Source organism: Alloalcanivorax gelatiniphagus, from assembly GCF_005938655.1.
Lineage (GTDB): Bacteria > Pseudomonadota > Gammaproteobacteria > Pseudomonadales > Alcanivoracaceae > Alloalcanivorax > Alloalcanivorax gelatiniphagus.
Map to the genome: position 1 here is coordinate 137747 of NZ_VCQT01000012.1, position 24279 is coordinate 162025.

Here is a 24279-nt window from a genome sequence, read left to right on the forward strand (position 1 = left end):
GAACTTTCAACTGGCCTGTCTTTGGCACGGCCTCCCCGCCAACCCAGCCCAGCCTGGAGCTTGCAGCTTGAAGCTTGCCGCCGTCTACTATGCCGCACGGAGAATAAGGTAGCGGGTTATGCAGAACGACGACTATTGGATGGAGCGGGCGTTGGCGCTGGCGGAGCGGGCGGGGGCCGAGGGCGAGGTGCCGGTGGGGGCGGTGGTGGTGCGTGACGGCGAGGTGTTGGGGGAGGGCTGGAACCGGCCCATCGGTGCCCACGATCCCACCGGGCATGCCGAGGTCAACGCGCTGCGCGATGCCGCCGCCCGGCAGGGCAACTACCGGCTGCCCGGGGCCAGCCTGTACGTGACCATCGAACCCTGCACCATGTGTTTCGGAGCCCTGATGCACGCCCGCATCGCGCGGCTGGTGTACGGCGCCCGGGAGCCCCGGGCCGGGGTGTGCGAGAGCCAGCTGGGCCTGCCGGAGCGGACCTTCTACAACCACCGGGTGGAGGTGGTGGGCGGCGTGGCGGCGGAACGGGCCGCCGGGTTGTTGCGGGATTTCTTCCGGGAGCGGCGTTCGCGGGACCTGGATCGCGGCCCAGATCGCGGCTAAAGCGGAACGCCGCCCGGCCGCTCCTACCGGGACGGCGGGCGCATATCGCGGCTGAAGCCGCTCCTACCGCTTCCTTTCCACCGTAGGAGCGGCTTCAGCCGCGATATTCCTTTGGGGGGATTATTCGCTGGCAGCCACCAGGGTCTGGCCGTGGCGCTCGGAATTGTCGGCGCGGACCAGCAGGTCGTAGTAGTGGCGGATATGGCGCACATAGACCGCCGCCTGGCCGCCGGGGGCGGGGCCGTAGCGCAGCTGGTTCACATAGGCCGGGTGGTCGAGCAGGGTCAGGCGGGTTTTCACGTCCGCCCAATGGTCCGGGTCGCCGCCCTGGCGCTGGGTCAGCACCCGGGCGTCTTCCAGGTGCCCCATGCCCATGTTGTAGGCGGCCAGGGCCATCCAGGTGCGGTCCGGTTCCTGGATGCGCTCGGGGATGCGGTCGTGCAGCTGGCGCAGGTAGCCGGCGCCGGCGCGGATGCTCTGGGCCGGGTCGGTGCGGTCGCTGACGCCCATTTCCCGGGCGGTGCGGGTGGTCAGCATCATCAGGCCTTCCACCCCGGTGGGCGAGATCGCCTGGGCGTCCCACAGGGATTCCTGATAGGCCATGGCCGCCAGCAGGCGCCAGTCGAAGCCGGCGCTGTCGGCGGCCTGGCGGAAGTCGGCGGTGTAGTTGGGCAGACGGTCGTCCAGGTGGCGGATAAAGCTGCGCGCGGAATACAGATCGAACTGCTCCATCTGTCCATAGAAGCGCTGCGCCAGCCGTTCGGCGGTGCCGTCCGCCTTGGTCTGGGTGAGGTAGCGCTGGGCGGCCAGGTAGAGGCTGTCGTCGCCACCGTTATTGAAGGCCCAGGCCAGACCCTGGTCCCGGTTCAGGGTAAAACCGGAGGCCAGGTCCGGGAACAGGGCCCGGTGCATGGTGTAGGCGTTGGAGTTGATCAGGCCGTAGTCCGCCTCGCCCTGTTCCAGCAGCGCCAGCACCTGCTCGGCGGAGCTTTTCTCCACCACCTTGAAGTCCAGGTCCGGGTGGGCGGCGCGGGCCTGGGCCAGCATCTCCCGGTGGCGGCTGCCGGCGCGCAGCACCACGGTCTTGCCATTCAGGTCGGCGAGTTCACCGGGGCGGGGGCTGCCCAGCCGGTACATCACCAGGGTGTCGACGATCTGGTAGGGGGTGCTGTAGCGCAGGCCCTGGTTACCGTCCTCGCCGGCCAGCAGGGCGGCGGCGGCGAGATCGGCGCGGCCGCGCCGCACCGCCTTGCTGAGGGCGGCGTTGCTGTCCACTTTCAGGAGTTTGAGATCCACGCCGAGGCGCTCGGCGAAGCCCCGCGCCAGCTCGTATTCCATGCCGGTGAGGCCGTTGGAATCCCGGTACACGGTGGTCAGGGATGGGCGCGTGGCCACCACCAGCTCGCCCCGCGCCTGGATACGTTCCAGCGCGGTGGGGGAAGGGCGCAGCGCCATGGTGGCGGCCACGATCACCAGCAGGGCGAGTGGCGCCAGCAATGCTCTGGCCAGGCTGTGGCGGCCCCCTTTGAACAGCGAGGGTTTAAGCAGCTTCGTCATGCCGTGGGGGCTCCGTTTGTGATCCCGATCACGTAATGCGGGCGGAATTTTGCACGGCAACTGCTTAAAAATCCAGCAAATTCGCCCCGCCAAGGGGTAACGAAAGATGTATTGGCCCCTATGAACACCCCCTGCGCCGGCGGTTCGGCGAATAGGAATTCGCTCGCCCATCCCGTATCATTGCGGGCCGTGGAGCCTGCGGCTCCGTGATCTCCCCCGTCAGTCACAGTCATCCGATGGAAAAAGCCGATCCTATGCTGATCCTCCCAGGTAGCCCGGCGCTGTCCGCCTTTCGTAAAGAAAAACTGCTGGAAGCCCTGCCCCAGGTGGCGGCGTTGTCCGCCCGCTTCGTGCATTTCGTGGAACTGAGCGCCGATCTCGATGACCGGGAGCGGCAGGTTCTGGATGGCCTGCTGCATTATGGGCCGAGCCTGGAAGAGACCGCCGTGGACGGCGAGACCTTCGTGGTGGTGCCACGGCCGGGCACGGTGTCGCCCTGGTCCTCCAAGGCCACTGAAATCTGCCACAACGCCGGCCTGGATAAGGTGGCCCGCGTGGAGCGTGGCATCGAGTACCGGCTGCGCCTGGAAGGCGAGGTGGCGCGCCGGGACCTGGCCGCCGCCCTGCACGACCGCATGGTGGAAGCGGTGCTGGACCGGGTGGAGGACGCCGACCGGCTGTTCACCCATCACCAGCCCCGGCCCCTGACCACCGTGGATGTGATCGGCGGTGGCCGCGAGGCCCTGGCCGAGGCCAACGGCGCCCTGGGCCTGGCCCTGGCCGACGACGAGATCGACTATCTGGTGGAGCGCTTCACCGCCCTGGGCCGCAACCCCTCGGACGCCGAGCTGATGATGTTCGCCCAGGCCAACTCCGAGCACTGCCGCCACAAGATCTTCAACGCCGACTGGACCATCGACGGCCAGGCCCAGGATCTGAGCCTGTTCGCGATGATCCGCAACACCCACAAGCAGGCCCCGGACGGCGTGCTCAGCGCCTACAGCGACAACGCGGCGGTGGTGCAAGGCCCGGCGGCGGACCGTTTCTTCCCCGCCGAGGACAGCGGCGCCCAGGTGTACCGCTACGTCAACGAGCCGGTGCACATGCTGATGAAGGTGGAGACCCACAACCATCCCACCGCCATCGCCCCGCACCCGGGGGCGGCCACCGGCGCCGGCGGCGAGATCCGCGACGAGGGCGCCACCGGCCGGGGCGGCAAGCCCAAGGCCGGCCTCACCGGCTTCTCGGTGTCCAACCTGCGCATCCCCGGCTTCGAGCAGCCCTGGGAAGACGACTACGGTCGCCCGGACCGCATCGCCTCGCCGCTGGACATCATGATCGACGGCCCCCTGGGTGGTGCCGCCTTCAACAACGAATTCGGCCGCCCCAATCTGTGCGGCTACTTCCGCACCCTGGAACTGCAAGCGCCGGGCATCAATGGCGAGGAACGGCGCGGCTACCACAAGCCGATCATGATCGCCGGTGGCCTGGGCAACGTGCGCGACGGCGATGTGCACAAGAACGAGATTCCCGACGGCGCCAAGGTGATCGTGCTGGGCGGCCCGGCCATGCTGATCGGCCTGGGCGGCGGCGCCGCCAGTTCCATGGCCAGCGGCGAGTCCGACGAGACCCTGGACTTCGCCTCGGTGCAGCGCGGTAACCCGGAAATCGAACGCCGGGTGCAGGAAGTGATCGACCGCTGCTGGGCCCTGGGTGAGCACAACCCCATCGTCTCGATCCACGACGTGGGCGCCGGCGGCCTGTCCAACGCCCTGCCGGAGCTGGTCCACGACCACGACCGGGGCGCGCGGCTGGAACTGCGCAAGGTGCCCAGCGCCGAACCCGGCATGAGCCCGGTGGAAATCTGGTGCAACGAGGCCCAGGAGCGCTACGTGCTGGCGGTGCTGCCCGAGGATCTGGAGCGCTTCAGCGCCCTGTGCGACCGGGAGCGGGCGCCGTTCGCGGTGCTCGGCGAGGCCACCACCGAGGAACACCTGCGGGTGGGCGACGAGCACTTCGGCGACGCGCCGGTGGACCTGCCCATGGACGTGTTGTTCGGCAAGCCGCCGAAAATGCAGCGTGCCTTTGACCGCGAGGACTTCGAACGCCGGCCGTTCAGCACCGAGGGCATCAAGCTCAAGGACGCCATCGAGCGGGTCATGCGCCTGCCCACGGTGGCCTCCAAGAACTTCCTGATCACCATCGGCGACCGCTCGGTGACCGGCCTGGTGCACCGCGATCAGATGGTCGGCCCCTGGCAGGTGCCGGTGGCCGATTGCGCGGTCACCGCCACCGGTTATAACCAGCGCACCGGCGAAGCCATGGCCATGGGCGAGCGCACCCCGGCGGCCCTGGTCAACGCGCCGGCCGCCGGCCGCATGGCGGTGGCCGAGACGCTCACCAACCTGGCCGCCGCTCACATCGGGTCGCTGGCCAATATCCGCCTGTCCGCCAACTGGATGGCCGCCGCCGGCCACCCCGGCGAGGACCAGGCCCTGTTCGACACCGTCAAGGCGGTGGGCATGGAGCTGTGCCCGGCCCTGGGCATCGCCATCCCGGTGGGCAAGGACTCCCTGTCCATGCGCACCCTGTGGCAGGAACGCGGCATCGAGAAGAGCGTCACCGCGCCGCTGTCGCTGATCGTGTCCGGTTTCGCCACCGTCACCGACATCGGTCTCACCGCCACCCCGCAGATCCGCACCGGCATGGACAGCGAGCTGCTGCTGATCGACCTGGGCCGTGGCCAGGACCGGCTGGGCGGCTCCGCCCTGGCCCAGGTGTACGGCCAGGTCGGTGACCAGGCCCCGGACCTGGATGACCCGGCGGACCTGATCGCCTTCTTCGACACCACCCAGGCGCTGCTGGCGGAAGGCCGCCTGCTGGCCTACCACGACCGCTCCGACGGCGGCCTGTTCACCACCCTGGCGGAAATGGCGTTCGCCGGCCGGGTGGGCGTGGATATCGTGCTCGACAACATTGCCGGCGACGTGCCGGAAGCGGTGGCGGCGCTGTTCGCCGAGGAAGCCGGCGCGGTGATCCAGGTGCGCGCCGAGGACGTGGCGGCGGTGCGCCAGCGCTACGAGGACGCCGGCCTGGCCGGCTGCGTGCACCATGTGGGCACCCCCAATGACGACGACGTGATGCGCCTGCGCCTGGGCGGCGCGGTGCTGCGCGAGCGGCCGCGCTGGGGCCTGCAGCGGCTGTGGTCGGAAACCAGCTATCGGATCCAGGCGCTGCGCGACAACCCGGACTGCGCCCGCCAGGAATTCGACGCCGTGCCGGACTCCAACGACCCGGGCCTGAACGTGCGGCTGACCTTCGACATGAGCGAGGACGTGGCCGCTCCCTACCTGAACCGGGGAGCCAGGCCCGCCATCGCCGTGCTCCGCGAGCAGGGCGTCAACGGCCATATGGAAATGGCCGCCGCCTTCGACCGCGCCGGCTTCCGCGCCGTGGACGTGCATATGAGCGACCTGCTGGCCGGCCGCGTGGACCTGGCCGACATGAAGGGCCTGGTGGCCTGCGGTGGCTTCTCCTACGGCGACGTGCTCGGCGCCGGCGAAGGCTGGGCCAAGACGGTGCTCTACAACGAACAGCTGCGTGACGCCTTCAACCGGTTCTTCTTCCGCGAGGACACCTTCGCCCTGGGCGTCTGCAACGGCTGTCAGATGCTCTCCAACCTGAAGGACCTGATCCCCGGGGCGGAACACTGGCCGCGCTTCGTGCGCAACCTGAGCGAACAGTTCGAGGCCCGCACCAGCCTGGTGGAAGTGCAGGATTCACCGTCCATTCTGCTCCGTGACATGGCCGGTACCCGTCTGCCCATCGCCGTGGCCCACGGCGAGGGCCGGGTGGAAATCAGCGATGACGCCCTCAACCGCAACGAGGAAAACCGCCTGCTGGCCATGCGCTTCGTGGACAACCTGGGCAACCCGGCGGAGCAGTACCCGGCCAACCCCAACGGCTCCGCCCGTGGCGCCACCGGCTTCACCACCCGCGACGGCCGCGTCACCATCATGATGCCGCACCCGGAACGGGTATTCCGGGTCCTGCAGAACAGCTGGATACCGGACGACTGGCGCCGCTTCGAAAACGGCCCCTGGTACCGGATGTTCGCCAACGCGCGTAAGTGGGTTGGATAAGCGGCCTGTGGCCGCGTTACAGGATGCAGGGTTCAGGATACAGGGAGCCGGTAAGGTGCCCGCCCTTCATCCTGTATCCTGCATCCTGAATCGGCGGCGCAGCCGCCTGAGCGAGTTTGAATGACAGAGCAAACCTTCAACTACTTCGATCTCCCCATCGGCGAGTCCCCGGAGCCGACGCCGGTGTCCGAGCAGCGGCGGGAGCTGGCGCGGGAGTTGCTGGCGATCAGCGAGCAGCTGGTGCGTTTGGACGCGGATGAGTCGGCGCTGGCCGATTACACCGCCCAGGCCCGGGCCCTGCGTGAGCAGCTGGAAAGCCACGGGCATCGCAGCATGCGCGATATTCTGGGTCGTCTGATCACCGGCCAGGGCAGCCGCCAGGACGCCCTGGACATGGCCGAGTTCGAGATCCTGTCCGGCCCGGCCAGCCCGCTGTCGCCGCCCATGACCCTGTGGCTGGACGGTGACACGGTGCGTGGCAGCGCCACCTTCGGGCGGGTGTTCATGGGTCCGCCGGGCAAGGTGCACGGCGGGGTGCTGGCCCTGGCCCTGGACATGCTTATGGCCAAGACCCAGGATTTCGTCACCGGCCTGGGCATGACCGGCACCCTCAATATTCGTTACCTGGCGCCCACGCCGCTGAATACGGAGATCCGTTTCGAGGCGCGGCTGAACCGGCTGGAAGGGCGTAAGCTGTTCGTCGAAGCCAAGGTGTTCGCCGGCGACACCCAGACCGTGGAAGCCACCGGCATCTGGGTTTCCGCCCGGGGTGATTACCGCCTGCGTGATCGTTTCGCGCACCTGGCACCGGCGGACCAGCCGGCCTGATCGGGTCGCGGCGGATCGCGGCTGAAGCCGCTCCTACAGGCCGGGCCGGCTGCTCCCTGTAGGAGCGGCTTCAGCCGCGATAACCGCAGTCCCGAATACGCCACCCAACCGGAGACCGCCGCCATGATTGTCTACAAGCTCTGCTTCTACGTACCGGAAGACCACGCCGAAGCGGTCAAGACCGCCGTCTTCGAGGCCGGCGCCGGCCGCATCGGCAACTACGACCGCTGCAGCTTCCAGGTGCGGGGCCAGGGCCAGTTCCGGCCCCTGGAAGGCAGCCATCCCCATCTGGGCGAACACGATAAGGTGGAGACCGTGGACGAGTTCCGCGTCGAGATGATCTGCACCGACGACCACCTCAAGGCCGCCCTCAGCGCCCTGCGTCTTGCCCACCCCTATGAAGAGCCCGCCATTGATCTGTGGCGGCTTGAGGACTTGCCGGGCTGAGTGCGGCTCTGGGGTATCGCGACTGAAGTCGCTCCTACAATCAATGCTGTAGGAGCGACTTCAGTCGCGATACCCCACATTGTAGATCCGGCGAACAATCACATCGCGTCGTCCAGGGACGGCTTGCGCCGCAGCGGCTGGATGTCCTGGGTGCGCACCGGGAAGTCGGTGCCGCCGGCCCGGTCCTGAAAGTAGAACTTCAGGGTACGGCCGATGGTGGGGAAGGCCAGCTCGTCCCAGGGGATCTGGTCCTCGGTGAACAGGGCCGCGTCGGCGCTTTCGTCGCCCACGCCGTAGTCGCCGTTGACCATCTCGCTGAGGAAGAACATGTAGACCTGGTTGATGTGCGGCAGGTTGAACACCGTGTACAGGTCGCCGATGGCGACCGTGGCGCAGGCTTCTTCCCAGGTTTCCCGGGCGGCCCCTTCCTGCAGGGTCTCGCCGTTCTCCATATAGCCGGCGGGCAGGGTCCAGTAGCCGATGCGCGGTTCGATGGCCCTTTTGCAGAGCAGAATACGGCCTTCCCAGACCGGGATGGCGCCGACCACGATCTTGGGGTTCTGATAGTGGATGGTGCCGCACTGATCGCACCAGTAGCGGGGACGGTTGTCGCCCTCGGGAACGGAAAACAGGATTTCATTGCCACAATGACTGCAGTATTTCATCGATAGGCTCGGCGGCTCCGGGTCGGCGAACGGCCAGACTACTGGCTCCGCGAGCCGGCGGCAATCTCATGTGGAGGTCGTTGGTGGCGCCAGGTTCGGCTTGCCCGACGGGCGACCTCTGTTCAAACTGTTGTTTGAAAGCGGTGTTGAATCAACCTCGGGAGCGTGGAAGTGTTGGACCTGTTGCGGCAGCGGATGGCGGCCTACCCCTATAACGACCTGCCGGTGGTACTGCCGGAGGCGGCCGTGCTGATGCCGTTCGTGGACCAGCCGGAACCGGAACTGATCCTGACGGTGCGCGCCCAGGGCCTGTCCACCCATGCCGGCCAGGTGGCGTTCCCCGGGGGCAAGCGCGACCCGGAGGACCTGGATCTGAGGGCCACCGCCCTGCGCGAGAGCCTGGAGGAGGTGGGCCTGCCGGACGACCAGGTGGAAGTGGTGGGCAATCTGTCGCCGGTGCCGTCCCGGTTCGGCATCAAGGTGACCCCGTTCGTGGGGCTGGTGCGCCCGGGGGTGTCGCTGGTGCCGGAGCCCGGCGAGATCGAGAGCATCTTCCATGTGCCGCTGAACTTTTTCCTGGACCAGCCGCCGCAGCTGTCGGCGCCGGTGGAGTTCTACGGGCGCCGGCTGCGCATGCCCAGCTACCATTACGAGGGCAAGCATATCTGGGGTCTGACCGCGTTCATGATCCTGGACCTGATCAACCATGTGTACGACGCCGATGTGCGTTTCGACCTGACGGGTGAACGATGATCTATAAATTGGGAGATCGGCGCGTGGAGCTGCGCGGCGAAGGACAGTGGGTCGCCCCCAATGCCACCGTGATTGGCTCGGTGGTGCTGGGCGAGAACGTGAGTGTCTGGTTCGGCGCGGTGATCCGTGGCGACAACGACCTGATCGAAATCGGCGACAACTCCAATGTTCAGGAAAACTCCGTGCTGCATGTGGACCCGGGCGTGCCGATGAAAATTGGCAAGGGGGTCACCATCGGCCACAAGGTCATGCTGCACGGTTGCACCATTGGTGATAACACCCTGATCGGCATTAATGCCGTGGTGCTCAACAAGGCCAGGATCGGCAACAACTGCATCATCGGCGCCCACGCCCTGGTGCCCGAGGGCATGGAGATCCCCGACAATTCCCTGGTGATGGGTGCCCCGGCCAAGGTGGTCAAGGAGATTTCCGACGGCCACAAGGCCATCCTCACCATGAGCAGCCAGCATTACGCCGCCCATGCCCGCCATTTCGAGGAGCATCTGGAGATCGATGAGCGTTTCCAGGACTGAACCCCGGGTGGTGTCCCCGTGCGTATCGATCTGCGCGCTGGACGGTGACGACGTGTGCGTGGGCTGTTTCCGCACCGGCCGCGAGATCAGCTATTGGGGCCGGCTGCCGGCGGATTGGCAGCGGGAAGTGCTGGCGCGCAGCCAGCGGCGCATGGCGGGCGAGGAGGCCCCCTGCGTGATGGAGGAAGTCACCCTTTCCTGAGCAATGGTCATGAGAGCGCGCCGATGAAATCCCCCCTTAACCTGCCCAGCCTGAAGAAGAGCGACGGTAACGAGCACGGCAGCGCGGCCCCGCAGGTGCCGCGCCGGCCCCGGGTGGGGCTGGCGCTGGGCAGCGGCTCGGCCCGGGGCTGGGCGCACATCGGCATTATCCAGGGCCTGGAGGAACTGGGCGTGGACATCGATGTGGTGGCCGGCACCTCCATCGGCGCCCTGGTGGGTGGCGCCTATGTCAGCGGCGCGCTGGCGGAGTTCAGCGACTGGGTCAAGACCCTCACCACCCGGGATGTGTTCGGCCTGATGGACTTCACCTTCTCCGGCGGCGTGGTGAAGGGCGAAAAGCTGTTCGGCTTCTTCGAGGAGATGCACAGCAACCCGGACATCGAGCAGCTCGACAAGCGTTTCGTTACCGTGGCCACGGACATGAAAAGCGGCCGGGAAGTGTGGATCAGCAAGGGCCCGGTGCTGGATGCCGCCCGCGCCTCCTGCGCCCTGCCGGGCCTGTTCTCGCCGTTCCAGCACCAGACCCGCTGGATGCTCGACGGTGGTCTGGTGAATCCGGTGCCGGTGTCCGCCGCCCGCGCCTTTGGCGCCGACGTGGTGATCGCGGTGAACCTGAATGCCCAGTTGGTGGGGGCCCATCTGAGCCGCCAGCGGCCCCCGGACGATGAGCATCAGAGCGAGGAAGACCGCAGCCTGTGGCAGAAGATGGCCGGCTATTTCACCACCGGGGAAGGGCAGAGCCCGGGCTTCTTCGATGTGGTGGCTTCCAGCGTCAATATCATGCAGGACCGTATCACCCGGTCCCGGATGGCCGGTGACCCGCCGGAGATCACCCTGATTCCGCTGCTGGAGGACTTCGCCCTGATGGACTTCCACCGCGCCGGCGAGGCCATCGACGAGGGCCGGCGGCTGGTGGATCGCCACGAGGGCGATATTCGTGCCTGGATCGGTTCACCCCACGCGGTGGTGGACACCACCGCCGACCGCGACGACGGCTAGGTCGACGCCCGCCGCATCCGCGCGGTTTTCACCATATTGTCCTTCACCTGCACGATCTCGATCAGATAGTCGCCGATGCGGATCGAAATATTGGCGTCGGGGATGTCTTCCAGATGTTCCAGGATCAGCCCGTTGAGGGTACGCGGGCCGCCGGTGGGCAGCTCCCACTCCAGGGACCGGTTGATGTCGCGCAGGTGGGTGGCGCCGTCGATCACGAAGCTGCCGTCCTCCTGGGGATGGATGTCCTGGCTGCTGGCGGCCAGATCGGTGGTGAACTCGCCGACAATCTCCTCGAGAATATCCTCCAGGGTCACCAGGCCCAGCACGTCGCCGTATTCGTCCACCACGATGCCGATGCGCCGCTTGGCGTTCTGGAAGTTGATCAGCTGGCGGTTCAGGGAGGTGCCTTCCGGCACGAAATACGGCTCCACCGTGTACTGCATCAGTTCCGCCTTGTTGATGTCTTCCTTGAGCAGCAGGCGGCTGAGCTTGCGCAGGTGCAGGGTGCCGAGCATGTTGTTCGGGTCGCCCCGGTAGACCGGCAGACGGGTGTGCTGGCTGGCGCGCAGGGTGGACATGATCTCGTCCATATCATCATCGATGTCCACGCCCACCATCTCGTTGCGCGGGATCATGATGTCCTCCACCGTGACGCTTTCCAGGTCGAGGATATTGAGCAGCATCTTCTGGTGTTTTTCCGGAATCAGGCCGCCGGCCTCGTTGACCACGGTGCGCAGTTCCTCCGGGCTGAGATGGTCGTCCTCGCCCTGGCCGGCGGGTGCGCCGGCCAGGCGCAGGAAGAACATGCTGACCCCGTTGACCAGCCACACCAGTGGTGCCAGCAGCACCTGCAGCGGCTTGAGCACCACACTGGCGGGAAAGGCGATGCGCTCCGGCTTCATGGCGGCGTAGGTCTTCGGCGTGATCTCGGCGAACACCAGCATCACCAGAGTGATCACCACCGGCGCCACCGCCGCGCCGGAATCCCCCAGCCAGCGGATCGCCAGGATCGCCGCCACCGTGGCGGTGAAGTTGTTGACGAAATTATTGCCAATCAGAATCACCGACAGCAGCCGGTCGGTGCGGCGCAACAGTTCCTCCACCCGCCGGGCGGCGCGGTGGCCTTGCCGGGCCAGATGGCGCAGTCGGTAGCGGTTGATCGCCACCATGCCGGTTTCACTGCTGGAGAAGAACGCGGAGGCGAGAATCAGGATGACCAGGGCGGTGATCAGCCACCCGTCGGAGAAACTGTCCAAGAGGGAGTCGTTTGGTTGCTTATTGGACGGCCATTGTTTGGTCGGGGCGCGGGGCTGTCAAGCGGCCATGCCGTTGGTGACGGCGCCGGTCACGGCCGTCTCAGGATGACCTCCAGCACCAGCTGGGAGCCGAAGAAGGCCACCAGCAGCACCGCGAAACCGGTCAGGGTGAAGCGGATCGCGGTAAGGCCGCGCCAGCCCTTGAGGTGGCGGCCGGCCAGCAGCACCGCGAAGATCACCCAGGACGCCAGGGTCAGCACGGTCTTGTGCACCAGGTGCTGGGCGAACAGATCGTCCACGTAAAAAAAGCCGAACAGAATCGCCACGGTGAGCAGCGCCTCGCCCAGCCAGATGGTGTCGAACAGCATCGACTCCATGATCTGGATCGGCGGGAACACGCGCATCACGCCACGGATATGGCCGTCCTTCAGCTGGCGGTGCTGGATCAGCAGCAGAATCGCCTGGCAGGCGGAGATCACCAGCACCGAATAGGCCAGGATCGACAGCAGCACATGCAGGCCGATGCCATGTTCCATGGGGCGCACATAGCCAGTGTGTATCCACAGGCTGGCCGGCACGATCACCGCCGAGAACGGGAACACCAGGGCGCCGATCCATTGGAACGGGCGGTACAGGCTGGATACCACCACCATGCCGGTGACCGCCGCCGCCATGCACGAAGCCACCGGCAGCAGGCCCAGCATCAGACCCTGGTCGGTGACCAGCAGGAAGTACAGCGATACCGCGTGGGCCACCACCGCCACCGTGGCGGGCGCCAGCAAGCGCAGGCGCGAGGGGGCCGTCTGGCTGCCAAACTGCCGGTAAACCAGCAATGCGGCCAGAGCATAGAAAAGAGTAGCGATCAGGCCAAAGGCCACGGCAGGGTTCATAGGTGGTGATTTCTCCGCGAAAGCCGCCGAAGTCTGGCATAGGTGGGGAACCATTTGAAGCGCCGCCATGACGGCCGGGGGGTGGGTGCCCTATAATCGGCCCCCTGTCGCGCCGCGCCGTGCAATCCGGCCCGCGGGCGCCCGCAATTCTGGAGGTCGATGATCATGTTCGAGAATCTCACGGACCGTCTCGGTCAGTCGCTGAAGAGCCTGGCCGGTCAGGGGCAACTCACCGAGGACAACATCCGCGATACCCTGCGCGAGGTTCGCAAGGCACTGCTGGAGGCCGACGTGGCCCTGCCGGTGGTCAAGGAATTCGTCGAGCAGGTCAAGGAAAAGGCCCTGGGCCAGGAAGTGCTGAAGAGCCTCAACCCGGGCCAGGCGTTCGTCAAGATCGTCAACGACGAGCTGATCCACACCATGGGCGACGAGAACGACGCCCTCAATCTGGCCGTCAAGCCGCCGGCCATCATCCTGATGGCGGGTCTGCAGGGGGCCGGTAAAACCACCTCCGTGGCCAAGCTCGCCCGTTTCCTGCAGGAGCGTGAGAAGAAAAAGGTGATGGTGGTGTCCGCCGACGTTTACCGTCCGGCCGCCATCGATCAGCTGGAAACCCTGGCCGGTGAGGTCAAGGCGGAGTTCTTCCCGTCGCGCAGCGACCAGGACCCGGTGGAGATCGCCAACGGCGCCCTGCAGGCGGCGCGCAACAAATACATGGACGTGCTGATCGTCGATACCGCCGGCCGGCTGCACGTCGATGAAGACATGATGGCCGAGATCAAGCGTCTCAACAGCGCCATCAACCCCACCGAAACCCTGTTCGTGGTCGACGCCATGACCGGCCAGGACGCCGCCAACACGGCCCGCGCCTTCAACGAGGCGCTGCCGCTCACCGGCGTGATCCTGACCAAGGCCGACGGCGACTCCCGGGGCGGCGCCGCCCTGTCCGTGCGCCACCTCACCGGCAAGCCGATCAAGTTCATCGGCATGGGCGAGAAAACCGACGCTCTGGAGCCGTTCTACCCGGACCGGATCGCCAGCCGGATTCTCGGCATGGGCGACGTGCTGTCCCTGGTGGAGCAGGCCGAGCGCACCATCGACAAGAAGAAAGCGGACAAAATCGCCAAGAAGTTCAAGAAAGGCAAGGCGATGGACTTCGAGGACCTCAAGGACCAGTTCCAGCAGATGCGGAACATGGGCGGCCTCGGCAGTCTGCTCGACAAACTGCCCGGCATGGGCGGCATGATGCAGGCCGCCCAGGACCCGGCGGCGATGAAGCAAATGAAGCACATGGAAGCGCTGATCGACTCCATGACGCCCAAGGAACGCCGTAACCCGGACCTGATCAAGGGCTCCCGCAAGAAGCGTATCTGCAGCGGCGCCGGCCTGGAGGTGCAGGATCTCAACCGCCTCATGAAGCAGCAGAAAATGATGGCGAAGATGATGAAGAAGATGCGCACCAAGGGCGGCATGAAAAACATGATGCGCGGCATGGAAGGCATGATGGGCGGCGGTGGCTCCGGCGGTGCCGGTGGCGGCGGCATGCCCCCCGGTGGCGGTGGTCTGCCGCCCATGGGCGGCGGCGGAGGTGGCCTGCCTCCCATGGGCGGGGGCCGCTAACCGCCGGCGGGACTTTATCTCGCTCCCTGAACGGCGTACAATCTGCGCCCTTCGCGATCCCCGGACCCGATTCCGGTGGATTTTCAAGCGGATACGATGGCCGGCGCCTCGCCAACCAGGCGGGCACCGGTCGGGAAACCGGATTGAAATCAAGGTAGATAACTATGGTAGTGCTTCGTCTTGCCCGTGGTGGCTCCAAAAAACGCCCCTTCTATCGCATTGTCGCCGCCAACAGCCGCGACGCCCGTGATGGCCGCTTCATCGACAACCTGGGTTTCTTCAACCCCATCGCCCGTGGCGGTGAAATCCGTCTGAAGCTGGACGTCGAGGCGGTGGACGCTTGGGTTGCCAAGGGTGCCCAGGCTTCTGATCGCGTCAAGGCGCTGGTCAAGGAAGCCCGCCGGGAAGCCCAGCAGAGCGCCTGATCATGCTGACACCCGATGAGGTGTTGGTGGTGGGCCGCATTGTGTCGGTCCACGGCGTGAAAGGGTGGGTGAAGGTCTATTCCTACACCGACCCCATCGAGAACATCTTTGATTACCAGCCCTGGTATCTGTTCGACGACGGCGCCTGGCGAGAGGTCAAGCTCGGTGGCCGCCGCCGTCAGGGCAAGGGGCTGGTGGCCGGCCTGGACGGGTACGACGACCGTGAACAGGCCCGCCGCGAACTGGTGGGGCGGGAAATCGCCGTGCCCCGTTCGCAACTGCCGGAGTCCGGCGACGACGAGTATTACTGGCGGGACCTGATCGGTCTGCGCGTGAAACTCGACGACGGCCGGGACCTGGGCCGGGTGCACAGCCTGATGGAAACCGGCGCCAACGATGTATTGGTGGTGCGCGGCGACGGGGACAGCCTGGACCGACAGGAACGGCTGCTGCCCTGGACCCCCGGTCAGGTGGTGCGCGACGTGGACCTGGATGCCGGCGAACTGCGTGTGGACTGGGACCCGGAGTTCTAGTGCGGATCACGCTGGTCAGCCTGTTTCCGGAGATGGCCCGCGCCGTCACCGACTTCGGGGTTACCCGGCGGGCGGTGGAAAACGGCCTGCTGACGCTGGACACGGTGAACCCCCGGGATTTCACCGAGGACCGGCACCGTACCGTGGACGACCGGCCCTTTGGCGGCGGCCCCGGAATGGTGATGAAGGTGGCGCCGCTGGAGAAAGCACTGGCGGCGGCCCGGCAGGGCAACCCCGGTGCCCGGGTGGTCTATCTGTCGCCCCAGGGGCGGCCGTTGACCCAGGCCCGGGCGGCGCGGCTGGCGGCCACACCGGGGCTGATCCTGCTGGCCGGGCGCTATGAAGGCGTGGACGAGCGGCTGATCGAAACCGAGGTGGATGAACAGGTTTCCATCGGCGACTACGTACTCAGCGGCGGTGAACTGCCGGCGCTGGTGCTGATCGACGCGGTCACCCGGTTGTTGCCCGGAGTACTCGGGCATCAGGATTCGGCGGCCCAGGATTCGTTCTCCGGAGAACTGGAGAACCTGCTGGACTGCCCGCATTACACGCGGCCCGAGACCTATCGGGACCGCAGCGTGCCTGAGGTACTGCTCAGCGGCGATCACGAGCGGATTCGCCGCTGGCGGTTGAAACAGGCACTGGGACGCACCTGGCGGTGGCGTCCCGAACTGCTTGAGGCCCGCAAGGCGCGGGGCTTGAGCCAGGAAGAGAGCGAGTTGCTCGACGAATACATCCGTGAACATCAGGCGGACGGCGGCGAGTAGCGATACAGCGACAATGAACCGAGGAGCGCGCCATGAGCGGCAAGAAACCCCTGATTCAGGAAATCGAACAGGCACAGATGAAAGCGGATGTGCCCGAGTTCGGCGCCGGTGACACCGTCACCGTGCAAGTGAAAGTAAAGGAAGGCAACCGGGAGCGTCTGCAGGCGTTCCAGGGCGTGGTCATCGCCCGCCGTAACCGCGGCCTGAACTCCGCCTTCACGGTGCGTAAAGTGTCCCACGGCGTGGGCGTTGAGCGGGTGTTCCAACTGCACAGCCCGATCATCGATTCCATCGAAGTGAACCGCCGCGGTGACGTGCGTCGCGCCAAGCTGTACTACCTGCGCGAGCGCTCCGGCAAATCCGCGCGGATCAAGGAAAAAATCCGCTAGGAAACGTTCCCGCGGCGACCGCGTCCGCGAGCCACGTCGCTTCAGCCTTTGCTGTAGGGCTTTTGGAAGCGACCTCTGGTCCGGCGTGGAGACGACCACGGACCCAAAAAGAAGGGCCGCCCCGCAAAGGGCGGCCCTTCTTTTTTGTGCTTCCCTCTGTAGGAGCGGCTTCAGCCGCGATAACCACCACCGTCGAGGCGGATTATCGCGGCTGAAGCCGCTCCTGCATCGAAAGGATCAGCGGGCCACCGCCCGGAACACCGCCAGGACCACCAGGGCACCGACGATGGCGGTGAACAGGCTGCCCAGGCTGAACGAACTCACCGGTCCGCCAATGCCCGCCATGGCGCCCAGCCAGCCGCCCACGATGGCACCGATGATGCCCAGCAAGGTGGTTACGATAAAGCCGCCGCCGTCGCGCCCGGGAATAATCCACTTGGCGATGATGCCCGCCAGCAAGCCCAGAATGATCCACGACAGAATGCCCATAACACTTGCTCCTCGCTTGTTGAATGTTTCCCTGCCCAGTATGCCAAGAGGCCGCCGCCGTCCCGGGTAATAAATGGTAAAACCCCGCCGCCGTTGAGTTTTTCCTGGCCTTCGCCAATACTCCCGCCATGCCCACGCCAACCCCCGCACCGCCGCCCCTGCCCGACGCCGACCAGGCCCTGATCGACGCCTGGCTGGACGGCCAGTGGCTGGAACGGGGGCTGAGCCGCCATACCCTGGACAACTATGGCCGCGACCTGCGCCAGTTCGGCCAATGGCTGGCCGCCCGCCACCAGGGTCTGGCGCGCTGCCAGCGGTCCGATGTGCTCGACTACCTGGCCGGGCGGGTTGGCATCAGTGCCCGCTCCCTGGCCCGGCAACTGTCGGCGATGAGGAGCTTTTTCCGCTGGATGAAGCGCGAGAACCGCATCGCCGAGGACCCCACCCTGAACGTGGCGCGCCCGCGCCTGGGCCGGCCGCTGCCAAAGACCCTCTCGGAAGCGGAGGTGGAAGCCCTGCTGGCGGCGCCGGATCTGGACGATGCCCTGGGGCTGCGGGACCGGGCCATGCTGGAAGTGCTCTACGCCTCCGGTTTGCGGGTGTCGGAACTGGTGGGCCTGACCCTGGGGCAGGTGAACACCCGCCAGGGGCTGGTGCGGGTGGTCGGCAAGGGCGACAAGGAACGGCTGGTGCCCCTGGGCGAGGAGGCGCTGCACTGGCTGGAGCGCTATCTGCGCGACGGCCGGCCGGCGCTGCTCGGCGACGACCGGGAGGTGCTGTTTCCCAGCCGGCGGGGCACGCGCATGACGCGCCAGACCTTCTGGCACCGCATCAAGCAGCTGGCGGTGCGGGCGGGAGTGCAAAAGTCGCTTTCCCCCCATACACTCAGGCATGCCTTCGCCACCCATCTGCTTAACCATGGCGCCGATCTGAGAGTGGTGCAGCTGTTGCTGGGGCATAGCGATCTGTCCACCACCCAGATCTACACCCATGTGGCCCAGCACCGCCTGCGGGAGGTCTACGACGCCCACCATCCGCGCTCGGGAACCTGACTCCCGTGGCCTGAGTCCTATATCATCAAAGCCCGCCCCCGCCCGGCGGACAACATGGAACTGGAGAACGACACAATGAAAGCACTGACCGCCGCCGCCCTCGGCCTGCTGGCCGTTACGGCGATTGCCCGTGCCGATGGGGGCATCGACGAGAAAGCGTTCCGCGCCGAATTCAAGCAGGCGTTTCCGCGCGCCAACATCACCGCCATCGATCCCTCCCCGGCGGACGGTCTGGTGGAAGTGGAGATCAATGGCAGCGACATCATCTACGCCTCCACCGACGGCAAGCTGATTTTCACCGGCGACGTGATCCAGATGCGCGACGCCGGGCCGGTGAACCTGAAGGAAGAGCGCTACGAGAAAGTGCGCCGCGACGGTCTGGCCGGCCTGGATAAATCCAGCATGATCACCTACCCCGCCAAGGGTAAGGAGAAAGCGGAGATCTTCGCCTTCACCGACATCACCTGCGGCTACTGCCGCAAGCTGCACCGCCATATCGAGGACTACACCAAGGCCGGCATCACCGTGCACTATCTGGCGTTCCCCCGCGGCGGGCCGGATTCCCAGTCCGCCGAGGACATGCGCCATATCTGGTGTGACGCCAAACCCGCCCAGGCGCTCACCGCCGCCAAGCTGAACGACAGCATTTCCGACGCGGACCTGGGCGACTGCGCCGAGGCGGTGGACCGGGACTACAAGATGGGCCTGGACTTCGGCGTGCGGGGCACCCCGGCGATCTACACCGCCGAGGGCCAGCAACTGGGTGGCTACGTGACCCCGGAGCAACTCCGGCAGCGCCTCGACCTGTAACCGGTCCGGCGGCCCGCAGGCCCCGCCAGACGGCGCTTTGCGCCGCGCTGGCGGGGCCTTTTACATTGACGGCGGCAGGTTGCCCCGTTAATGTGTCCGGCTTCCGATTCCCCCCGCCAAGGTGATGCCGTGGAAGCTGATTTTCAGCGCATCAAGCGCTTGCCCCCCTATGTCTTCAACATCGTCGGCGAGTTGAAGATGGCGGCGCGTGCCCGGGGTGAGGACATCATTGATTTCGGCATGGGCAACCCGGACCAGCCGACCCCCAAGCACATCGTCGACAAGCTCACCGAGGCGGCCCAGCGGGGCGACACCCACCGCTATTCCCAGTCCAAGGGGATTCCGCGGCTGCGCCGGGCGATCACCGACTGGTACCGGCGCCGTTACCAGGTGGAGCTGGACCCGGCCTCCGAGGCCATCGTCACCATCGGCTCCAAGGAAGGCCTGGCCCATCTGGCCCTCGCCACCATGGGCCCCGGCGACACCGTGCTGGTGCCCAACCCCAGCTATCCGATCCACCCCTATGGCTTTGTTATCGCCAACGCGGACATTCGTCATGTGCCGCTGGTGGAAGGCGTGGACTTCTTCGAGGAGCTGGTGCGCGCCATCAAGGAATCCTGGCCCAAGCCGAAACTGCTGGTGCTGAATTTTCCCGGCAACCCCACCGCCCAATGCGTGGACCTGGAGTTCTTCGAGAAGGTGGTGGCCATCGCCCGGGAATACGGCATCTGGGTGGTGCACGACATCGCCTACGCGGACATCGTGTTCGACGGCTACCAGGCGCCCTCGATTCTGCAGGTGGAAGGCGCCCGCGACGTGGCGGTGGAGTTCTTCTCCCTGTCCAAGAGCTACAACATGCCCGGCTGGCGGGTGGGCTTCTGCTGCGGCAACAAGGAGCTGATTCACGCCCTGGCGCGCATCAAGTCCTATCTGGACTACGGCACCTTCACGCCGATCCAGGTGGCCGCCATCGCCGCCCTGGAAGGTGATCAAAGCTGCGTCGGCGAGATCCGCGACCTCTACCAGCGGCGCCGCGACGTGCTCTGCGACGGCCTCTGCGAGCTGGGCTGGACGGTGGAAAAGCCCCGCGCCACCATGTTCGTATGGGCACCCTTGCCGGCCGCGTACCGGGCCATGGGCTCCCTGGAGTTTTCCAAGAAACTGCTGAAGGAAGCCGGCGTGGCGGTTTCCCCCGGCATTGGCTTCGGCGAATACGGCGACGATCATGTGCGCTTCGCCCTGATTGAAAACGAACAACGCACCCGGCAGGCCCTGCGTGGCATCAAGAAGATGTTCCGCGCCGACGGCCTGCTGGACTGACTGAGAGGAAAGCGTGTGAACCCGGTAAAGGTCGGTATCGCGGGCCTGGGCACCGTGGGCTCAGGTACCGTCAACGTACTGAAACGCAACGCCCGGGAAATCGCCCGGCGGGTGGGCCGTCCCATTGAGATCGCCCATATTGGCGCGCGCCGTGACAACCCGGACTGCGACATCACCGGGGTGCGCGTTTCCCGGGATATCTTCGCGGTGGCCACCGATCCCGAGGTGGACATCCTGGTGGAACTGATCGGTGGCACCGACACCGCCCGGGAGCTGGTGCTCACGGCGATTCGCGCCGGCAAGCACATCGTCACCGCCAACAAGGCGCTGATCGCCGAGCACGGCAACGAGATCTTCCACGCCGCCCACGAGAACGGCGTGGACGTGGCGTTCGAAGCGGCGGTGGCCGGCGGTATCCCGATTCTCAAATCCCTGGGCGAGGGCCTGGCCGCCAACCACATCAACTGGGTGGCGGGCATCATCAACGGCACCGGCAACTACATCCTCACCGAGATGGAGCAGGGCGGTCGCGCCTTCGCCGAGGTGCTCAAGGAAGCCCAGGAGCTGGGCTATGCCGAAGCCGACCCGACCTTCGACGTGGAAGGCGTGGACGCCGCCCACAAGCTCACCATCATCGCCTCCATCGCCTTTGGCATTCCGCTGCAGTTTTCCAAGGTGTACATGGAAGGCATCGGCCGCATCACCATCGAGGATGTGAAAAGCGCTGCCCAGTTCGGCTACCGCATCAAGCATCTGGGCATCGCCAAGGACACCGGTAACGGCATCGAGCTGCGCGTGCATCCGACCCTGATCCCCACCGAGACCATGCTGTCGGCGGTGAACGGCGTGATGAACGCGGTGATGATCGACGGCGACGCGGTGGGGCCGACCATGTACTACGGCGCCGGCGCCGGCGCCGAACCCACCGCCTCGGCGGTGGTGGCGGACATTATCGAGATGGGCCGCGCGCTCACCGTGGACCATGAGGAGCGGGTGCCCTACCTGGGCTTCCACGCCGACCAGATGTCCGACGAGCGCATCCTCACCATTGACGATGTGTCCTGTGGCTTCTATTTGCGCCTGCACGTGCAGGACAAGCCCGGCGTGCTGGCCGACGTGACCCGCATTCTCAGCGACAACCGGGTCAGCATCGAAGCCATGGTGCAGAAGGAAACCGAAGAAGGGCTGGTGCCCATCGTGATGATGACCCATCGGGTGCTGGAGGGCGACATGAACGCCGCCCTGGCGGAGATCGCCGCCCTGGACACCGTGGACAAGAACATAATGCGCATCCGCGTGGAAACGCTGGACGCCTGAGACGCTTAGAGAGACCAAGCCATGCCATTCCGTGACCGTTACACCGGCCTGATCAACCGTTACCGCGACCACCTGCCGGTCAACGACGACACCCCCCTGATCAGCCTGGGCGAGGGCAACACGCCGCTGATCCGGCTCAAGAACATTCCGCGCCTGCTCGGCAAGGACGTGGACATCTACGTCAAATACGAAGGTCTCAACCCCACCGGCTCGTTCAAGGACCGGGGCATGACCATGGCGGTGACCAAGGCGGTGGAAGAGGGCAGCAACGCCATCATCTGCGCCTCCACCGGCAACACCTCGGCGGCGGCGGCGGCCTATGCGGCCCGTGCCGGCATCACCGCCTTCGTGATCATTCCGGAAGGCAAGATCGCCATGGGCAAGCTGGCCCAGGCGATGATGTACGGCGCCGTGATCATGCAGATCCGTGGCAACTTCGACCAGGGCATGCAGCTGGTCAAGGAAGTGGCTGCCCAGGCGCCGGTGACCATCGTTAACTCGGTGAACCCCTATCGTCTGCAGGGGCAGAAAACCGCCGCCTTCGAGATCATCGAGGAGCTGGGCCGGGCGCCGGATTACCACTGCCTGCCGGTGGGCAACGCGGGCAATATCACCGCCCACTGGATCGGCTATTGCGAGTATTCCTCGGCCAAGAGCGACCTGATCACCGAGGCCTGCGCCTTCTGCGAAGGCAAATGCCGTTATGCCGGCGGCCCGGTGATCGGCGGCCGTCCGAAGATGGTCGGCTACCAGGCCAACGGCGCCGCGCCGTTCCTGCGCGGCGCGCCGGTGCAAGACCCGGAAACCGTGGCCACCGCCATCCGTATCGGCAACCCGCAATCCTGGGACAAGGCCTGGAAAGTGAAGGAAGAGTCCGGCGGCTGGTTCGACGAACTGACCGACCAGGAGATTCTGGCGGCGCAGAAAATGCTCGCCGAAAAAGAAGGGATCTTCTGCGAGCCCGCCTCCGCCGCTTCCATCGGCGGTGCCATGCGCGACATCAAGGCGGGCAAGATCGCCGAGGGCTCCACGGTGGTGTGCACGCTCACCGGCAACGGCCTCAAGGACCCGGATACCGCCATCGATCAGTGCAAGGATTCACGCATGGTGACCATCGATGCGGACCTGGGCGCGGTGCGCGATGCCATCGTCAGTAACATGTGAAAATCGCCGTTTTTATTTACGGTGAATGAAAAAGCGCGGCGTCCAACGCCGCGCTTTTTTTGTCTTGATATTTTCTGTTTTTATTTTTCTGGCACAAGAATGATTATCATCGCCGAAAAGTTCCGCCATTTTTCAATATTTTTATAATTCGCCAAACCCCTGTATTGGAAGGCTTTTTCCTCGATTGCAAGAGGCTTGGAGTCGGTCTCCTCGTTTGACATTGGTTCTCTGATCCTTAGGCTTTCACCTACCTGAAGCTGGGGAGACAATAATGAAGACTCTTATCAAAACGCCCGCGATGGGCTTGATCGCGGTGTCGGCCGCTGCTGCGTCCTTGACGCTGCCGACCTCCGCCCATGCCGGCGCCGAGCTGAGCGCCGGGGTTTGGTGGGTGTATCAGAACATCACCAAATCCGATTTCAATTCACCCGCCTTCAATGAAGATCTGGACAACGAAACCGGCGGCAACTTCGCCGATCCCGCCCTGATTATTTACGCCGACGACGACGGCAGCTATGGCCCCTGGCACTTCAGCGCCGAAACCCGTTTTGGCACCGGTTCGTTCACCGACCCCTCCAGCAACAACAGCGGCGACAACCTGACCGTTCACAAAGCCTGGATCGGTTACGACGTCACCGACGACAGCAGCCTGAAAATCGGTAAAAGCCAGGTGCCGTTCGGTTGGAAGACGGCGAACTTCTGGCCCGGTGATGGCCTGCAGGGCGGCTACGGCGACCAGATGGACGTGGGCCTCAAGTACAGCGGTGACGCCGGTGCTTTCCACTACGACGTGGCCTACTACCACCAGGACGACTGGGGTGAGGACTCCACCGACACCGTGGACGACAACGGCCACTGGGGTTCCAGCGACACCTACCGGAAAATCAAAACCGGCGTGGTGAATCTGGATTGGAACTTCATGGAACACCACACCGTCGGTGTGTCCGCCCAGTACGGCCGCCTGCAGGATCTGGTGCCGGTGGCGGCGGGCAATCCGTCCGCCAGCAATGACGACGGCAGCCACCGCGCCTACGACCTGCACTACATGTTCGAGAAGGACAACTGGACCGCCAAGTACCGTTTCATCAGCGTGGAGCGGGACTTCGGAGGCATGGACGCACTGCTGGCCTCCGCCAACGCACCGGTGGATGACAAGATCGAGAACCAGCGCCATGTGGTGGAGCTGGGCTACAACCACGACGACTGGTTCTATTACATCGACGCCGGTGTCGCCAGCACCGACACCACCGGCAACGACGCCGACGACGTGGAATTCTTCGCGCCGGGCGTGCGTTATCAGTACGGCCCCGGCTGGATCTACGTCGAGTATCTGCAGTCCGACGGTGACATCAACGCCTACGGTGATGTTTACGAATCGGACTTCAACGCCTTCTACGTCGCCTTCGATTTCTACTTCTAGTCGTCGGTCGGTCGTCCCTCTTTCAGCCGGACCCTCGGGCCGGCTGAGTCCCCGTGCGGAACCGTCGCGCCCGCCACGGT

24 protein-coding genes are annotated in these 24279 nt (G+C 65.6%); 19 read left to right on the forward strand and 5 right to left on the reverse strand.

Features of this window, described 5'->3' with window-relative positions; genetic code table 11:
* Window positions 1–118: 118 nt before the first annotated feature.
* Entirely contained in the window at window positions 119–601 is a 483-nt protein-coding gene (gene tadA / locus FGS76_RS02645) for a tRNA adenosine(34) deaminase TadA (protein WP_138771071.1), read from the forward strand.
* A gap of 120 nt (window positions 602–721) precedes the next feature.
* Here the strand turns inward: tadA and mltF are convergent, their stop codons facing one another.
* Window positions 722–2158 carry a membrane-bound lytic murein transglycosylase MltF gene (gene mltF, locus FGS76_RS02650; protein WP_138771072.1) on the reverse strand — a complete coding sequence of 479 codons (1437 nt, stop codon included), beginning with the start codon at window positions 2156–2158 and terminating at the stop codon, window positions 722–724.
* A 254-nt stretch (window positions 2159–2412) separates the two neighbouring features.
* On the opposite strand from mltF, the gene purL reads away from it, so the two are divergent.
* From purL to FGS76_RS02665, 3 genes are all read left to right on the forward strand, one after another.
* Window positions 2413–6300 (forward strand): phosphoribosylformylglycinamidine synthase, encoded by a 3888-nt coding sequence (purL, locus tag FGS76_RS02655; protein WP_138771073.1) that lies wholly within the window; start codon window positions 2413–2415, stop codon window positions 6298–6300.
* Window positions 6301–6420: 120 nt separating this feature from the next.
* The gene (locus FGS76_RS02660) at window positions 6421–7128 is read left to right on the forward strand and encodes a PaaI family thioesterase (protein ID WP_138771074.1); all 708 of its coding nucleotides are present in this window, start codon (window positions 6421–6423) and stop codon (window positions 7126–7128) included.
* Window positions 7129–7251: 123 nt separating this feature from the next.
* Window positions 7252–7575 carry a YqfO family protein gene (locus FGS76_RS02665; protein WP_138771075.1) on the forward strand — a complete coding sequence of 108 codons (324 nt, stop codon included), beginning with the start codon at window positions 7252–7254 and terminating at the stop codon, window positions 7573–7575.
* A 98-nt stretch (window positions 7576–7673) separates the two neighbouring features.
* Here FGS76_RS02665 and FGS76_RS02670 read toward each other — a convergent pair whose 3' ends face one another.
* Window positions 7674–8240, reverse strand: coding sequence for an NUDIX hydrolase (locus tag FGS76_RS02670; RefSeq protein WP_138771076.1), 567 nt, complete (start codon window positions 8238–8240; stop codon window positions 7674–7676).
* 171 nt (window positions 8241–8411) lie between these two features.
* Between FGS76_RS02670 and FGS76_RS02675 the strand changes: the two genes are divergently transcribed.
* From FGS76_RS02675 to rssA, 4 genes are read left to right on the forward strand one after another with little or no spacing between them, the layout of a single operon-like run.
* Entirely contained in the window at window positions 8412–8993 is a 582-nt protein-coding gene (locus tag FGS76_RS02675; RefSeq protein ID WP_138771077.1) for a CoA pyrophosphatase, read from the forward strand.
* Window positions 8990–9526 (forward strand): gamma carbonic anhydrase family protein, encoded by a 537-nt coding sequence (locus FGS76_RS02680; RefSeq protein ID WP_138771078.1) that lies wholly within the window; start codon window positions 8990–8992, stop codon window positions 9524–9526. The genes FGS76_RS02675 and FGS76_RS02680 overlap by 4 nt, the downstream gene beginning before the upstream one ends.
* The gene (locus FGS76_RS02685; RefSeq protein ID WP_138771079.1) at window positions 9507–9728 is read left to right on the forward strand and encodes a DUF1289 domain-containing protein; all 222 of its coding nucleotides are present in this window, start codon (window positions 9507–9509) and stop codon (window positions 9726–9728) included. Before FGS76_RS02680 ends, FGS76_RS02685 begins: the two co-directional genes overlap by 20 nt.
* Before the next feature lie 23 nt (window positions 9729–9751).
* Window positions 9752–10747 (forward strand): patatin-like phospholipase RssA, encoded by a 996-nt coding sequence (gene rssA / locus FGS76_RS02690; protein WP_138771080.1) that lies wholly within the window; start codon window positions 9752–9754, stop codon window positions 10745–10747.
* Here rssA and FGS76_RS02695 read toward each other — a convergent pair.
* Window positions 10744–12003, reverse strand: coding sequence for an HlyC/CorC family transporter (locus tag FGS76_RS02695; RefSeq protein WP_138771081.1), 1260 nt, complete (start codon window positions 12001–12003; stop codon window positions 10744–10746). The genes rssA and FGS76_RS02695 overlap by 4 nt on opposite strands.
* Before the next feature lie 89 nt (window positions 12004–12092).
* Complete coding sequence (locus FGS76_RS02700; protein WP_138771082.1) at window positions 12093–12893, reverse strand: cytochrome C assembly family protein; 801 nt, start codon at window positions 12891–12893, stop codon at window positions 12093–12095.
* Between the two features lie 165 nt (window positions 12894–13058).
* Here FGS76_RS02700 and ffh point away from each other — a divergent pair, with 165 nt between their 5' ends.
* The 5 genes from ffh (at window position 13059) to rplS (ending at window position 16627) form a co-directional block, all read left to right on the forward strand.
* Window positions 13059–14513 carry a signal recognition particle protein gene (ffh, locus tag FGS76_RS02705; protein ID WP_138771083.1) on the forward strand — a complete coding sequence of 485 codons (1455 nt, stop codon included), beginning with the start codon at window positions 13059–13061 and terminating at the stop codon, window positions 14511–14513.
* A gap of 164 nt (window positions 14514–14677) precedes the next feature.
* On the forward strand, window positions 14678–14938 hold the full coding sequence (gene rpsP / locus FGS76_RS02710; protein WP_138771084.1) for a 30S ribosomal protein S16: 261 nt from the start codon (window positions 14678–14680) through the stop codon (window positions 14936–14938).
* 2 nt (window positions 14939–14940) lie between these two features.
* Window positions 14941–15471 (forward strand): ribosome maturation factor RimM, encoded by a 531-nt coding sequence (gene rimM, locus FGS76_RS02715; protein WP_138771085.1) that lies wholly within the window; start codon window positions 14941–14943, stop codon window positions 15469–15471.
* Window positions 15471–16238: a tRNA (guanosine(37)-N1)-methyltransferase TrmD gene (gene trmD / locus FGS76_RS02720; protein ID WP_138771086.1), complete on the forward strand. Its 768-nt coding sequence runs from the start codon at window positions 15471–15473 to the stop codon at window positions 16236–16238. The genes rimM and trmD overlap by 1 nt, the downstream gene beginning before the upstream one ends.
* 32 nt (window positions 16239–16270) lie before the next feature.
* Window positions 16271–16627 (forward strand): 50S ribosomal protein L19, encoded by a 357-nt coding sequence (rplS, locus tag FGS76_RS02725; RefSeq protein WP_138771087.1) that lies wholly within the window; start codon window positions 16271–16273, stop codon window positions 16625–16627.
* A gap of 237 nt (window positions 16628–16864) precedes the next feature.
* Here rplS and FGS76_RS02730 read toward each other — a convergent pair whose 3' ends face one another.
* The gene (locus FGS76_RS02730; protein ID WP_138771088.1) at window positions 16865–17116 is read right to left on the reverse strand and encodes a GlsB/YeaQ/YmgE family stress response membrane protein; all 252 of its coding nucleotides are present in this window, start codon (window positions 17114–17116) and stop codon (window positions 16865–16867) included.
* Window positions 17117–17244: 128 nt separating this feature from the next.
* On the opposite strand from FGS76_RS02730, the gene xerD reads away from it, so the two are divergent.
* The 6 genes from xerD (at window position 17245) to FGS76_RS02760 (ending at window position 24199) form a co-directional block, all read left to right on the forward strand.
* Complete coding sequence (xerD, locus tag FGS76_RS02735; protein ID WP_138771089.1) at window positions 17245–18168, forward strand: site-specific tyrosine recombinase XerD; 924 nt, start codon at window positions 17245–17247, stop codon at window positions 18166–18168.
* Between the two features lie 75 nt (window positions 18169–18243).
* A complete protein-coding gene (locus FGS76_RS02740; protein WP_138771090.1) occupies window positions 18244–18978 on the forward strand; it encodes a DsbC family protein in 735 nt (244 codons plus the stop codon).
* Between the two features lie 129 nt (window positions 18979–19107).
* On the forward strand, window positions 19108–20298 hold the full coding sequence (alaC, locus tag FGS76_RS02745) for an alanine transaminase (protein ID WP_205717157.1): 1191 nt from the start codon (window positions 19108–19110) through the stop codon (window positions 20296–20298).
* Window positions 20299–20313: 15 nt separating this feature from the next.
* Window positions 20314–21615: a homoserine dehydrogenase gene (locus FGS76_RS02750; protein ID WP_138771092.1), complete on the forward strand. Its 1302-nt coding sequence runs from the start codon at window positions 20314–20316 to the stop codon at window positions 21613–21615.
* A 21-nt stretch (window positions 21616–21636) separates the two neighbouring features.
* On the forward strand, window positions 21637–22779 hold the full coding sequence (thrC, locus tag FGS76_RS02755) for a threonine synthase (protein WP_138771093.1): 1143 nt from the start codon (window positions 21637–21639) through the stop codon (window positions 22777–22779).
* Between the two features lie 271 nt (window positions 22780–23050).
* Window positions 23051–24199 carry a putative porin gene (locus FGS76_RS02760; RefSeq protein WP_240692376.1) on the forward strand — a complete coding sequence of 383 codons (1149 nt, stop codon included), beginning with the start codon at window positions 23051–23053 and terminating at the stop codon, window positions 24197–24199.
* Window positions 24200–24279 lie beyond the last annotated feature (80 nt).

What these genes read in the sequence shown, in the direction of transcription:
- tadA (WP_138771071.1), top strand. Translation starts at nt 119, where the DNA reads ATGCAGAACGACGACTATTGGATGGAGCGGGCGTTGGCGCTGGCGGAG.
- mltF (WP_138771072.1), bottom strand. Translation starts at nt 2,158, where the DNA reads ATGACGAAGCTGCTTAAACCCTCGCTGTTCAAAGGGGGCCGCCACAGC.
- purL (WP_138771073.1), top strand. Translation starts at nt 2,413, where the DNA reads ATGCTGATCCTCCCAGGTAGCCCGGCGCTGTCCGCCTTTCGTAAAGAA.
- FGS76_RS02660 (WP_138771074.1), top strand. Translation starts at nt 6,421, where the DNA reads ATGACAGAGCAAACCTTCAACTACTTCGATCTCCCCATCGGCGAGTCC.
- FGS76_RS02665 (WP_138771075.1), top strand. Translation starts at nt 7,252, where the DNA reads ATGATTGTCTACAAGCTCTGCTTCTACGTACCGGAAGACCACGCCGAA.
- FGS76_RS02670 (WP_138771076.1), bottom strand. Translation starts at nt 8,240, where the DNA reads ATGAAATACTGCAGTCATTGTGGCAATGAAATCCTGTTTTCCGTTCCC.
- FGS76_RS02680 (WP_138771078.1), top strand. Translation starts at nt 8,990, where the DNA reads ATGATCTATAAATTGGGAGATCGGCGCGTGGAGCTGCGCGGCGAAGGA.
- FGS76_RS02685 (WP_138771079.1), top strand. Translation starts at nt 9,507, where the DNA reads ATGAGCGTTTCCAGGACTGAACCCCGGGTGGTGTCCCCGTGCGTATCG.
- rssA (WP_138771080.1), top strand. Translation starts at nt 9,752, where the DNA reads ATGAAATCCCCCCTTAACCTGCCCAGCCTGAAGAAGAGCGACGGTAAC.
- FGS76_RS02700 (WP_138771082.1), bottom strand. Translation starts at nt 12,893, where the DNA reads ATGAACCCTGCCGTGGCCTTTGGCCTGATCGCTACTCTTTTCTATGCT.
- ffh (WP_138771083.1), top strand. Translation starts at nt 13,059, where the DNA reads ATGTTCGAGAATCTCACGGACCGTCTCGGTCAGTCGCTGAAGAGCCTG.
- rpsP (WP_138771084.1), top strand. Translation starts at nt 14,678, where the DNA reads ATGGTAGTGCTTCGTCTTGCCCGTGGTGGCTCCAAAAAACGCCCCTTC.
- rimM (WP_138771085.1), top strand. Translation starts at nt 14,941, where the DNA reads ATGCTGACACCCGATGAGGTGTTGGTGGTGGGCCGCATTGTGTCGGTC.
- rplS (WP_138771087.1), top strand. Translation starts at nt 16,271, where the DNA reads ATGAGCGGCAAGAAACCCCTGATTCAGGAAATCGAACAGGCACAGATG.
- FGS76_RS02730 (WP_138771088.1), bottom strand. Translation starts at nt 17,116, where the DNA reads ATGGGCATTCTGTCGTGGATCATTCTGGGCTTGCTGGCGGGCATCATC.
- xerD (WP_138771089.1), top strand. Translation starts at nt 17,245, where the DNA reads ATGCCCACGCCAACCCCCGCACCGCCGCCCCTGCCCGACGCCGACCAG.
- FGS76_RS02740 (WP_138771090.1), top strand. Translation starts at nt 18,244, where the DNA reads ATGAAAGCACTGACCGCCGCCGCCCTCGGCCTGCTGGCCGTTACGGCG.
- thrC (WP_138771093.1), top strand. Translation starts at nt 21,637, where the DNA reads ATGCCATTCCGTGACCGTTACACCGGCCTGATCAACCGTTACCGCGAC.
- FGS76_RS02760 (WP_240692376.1), top strand. Translation starts at nt 23,051, where the DNA reads ATGAAGACTCTTATCAAAACGCCCGCGATGGGCTTGATCGCGGTGTCG.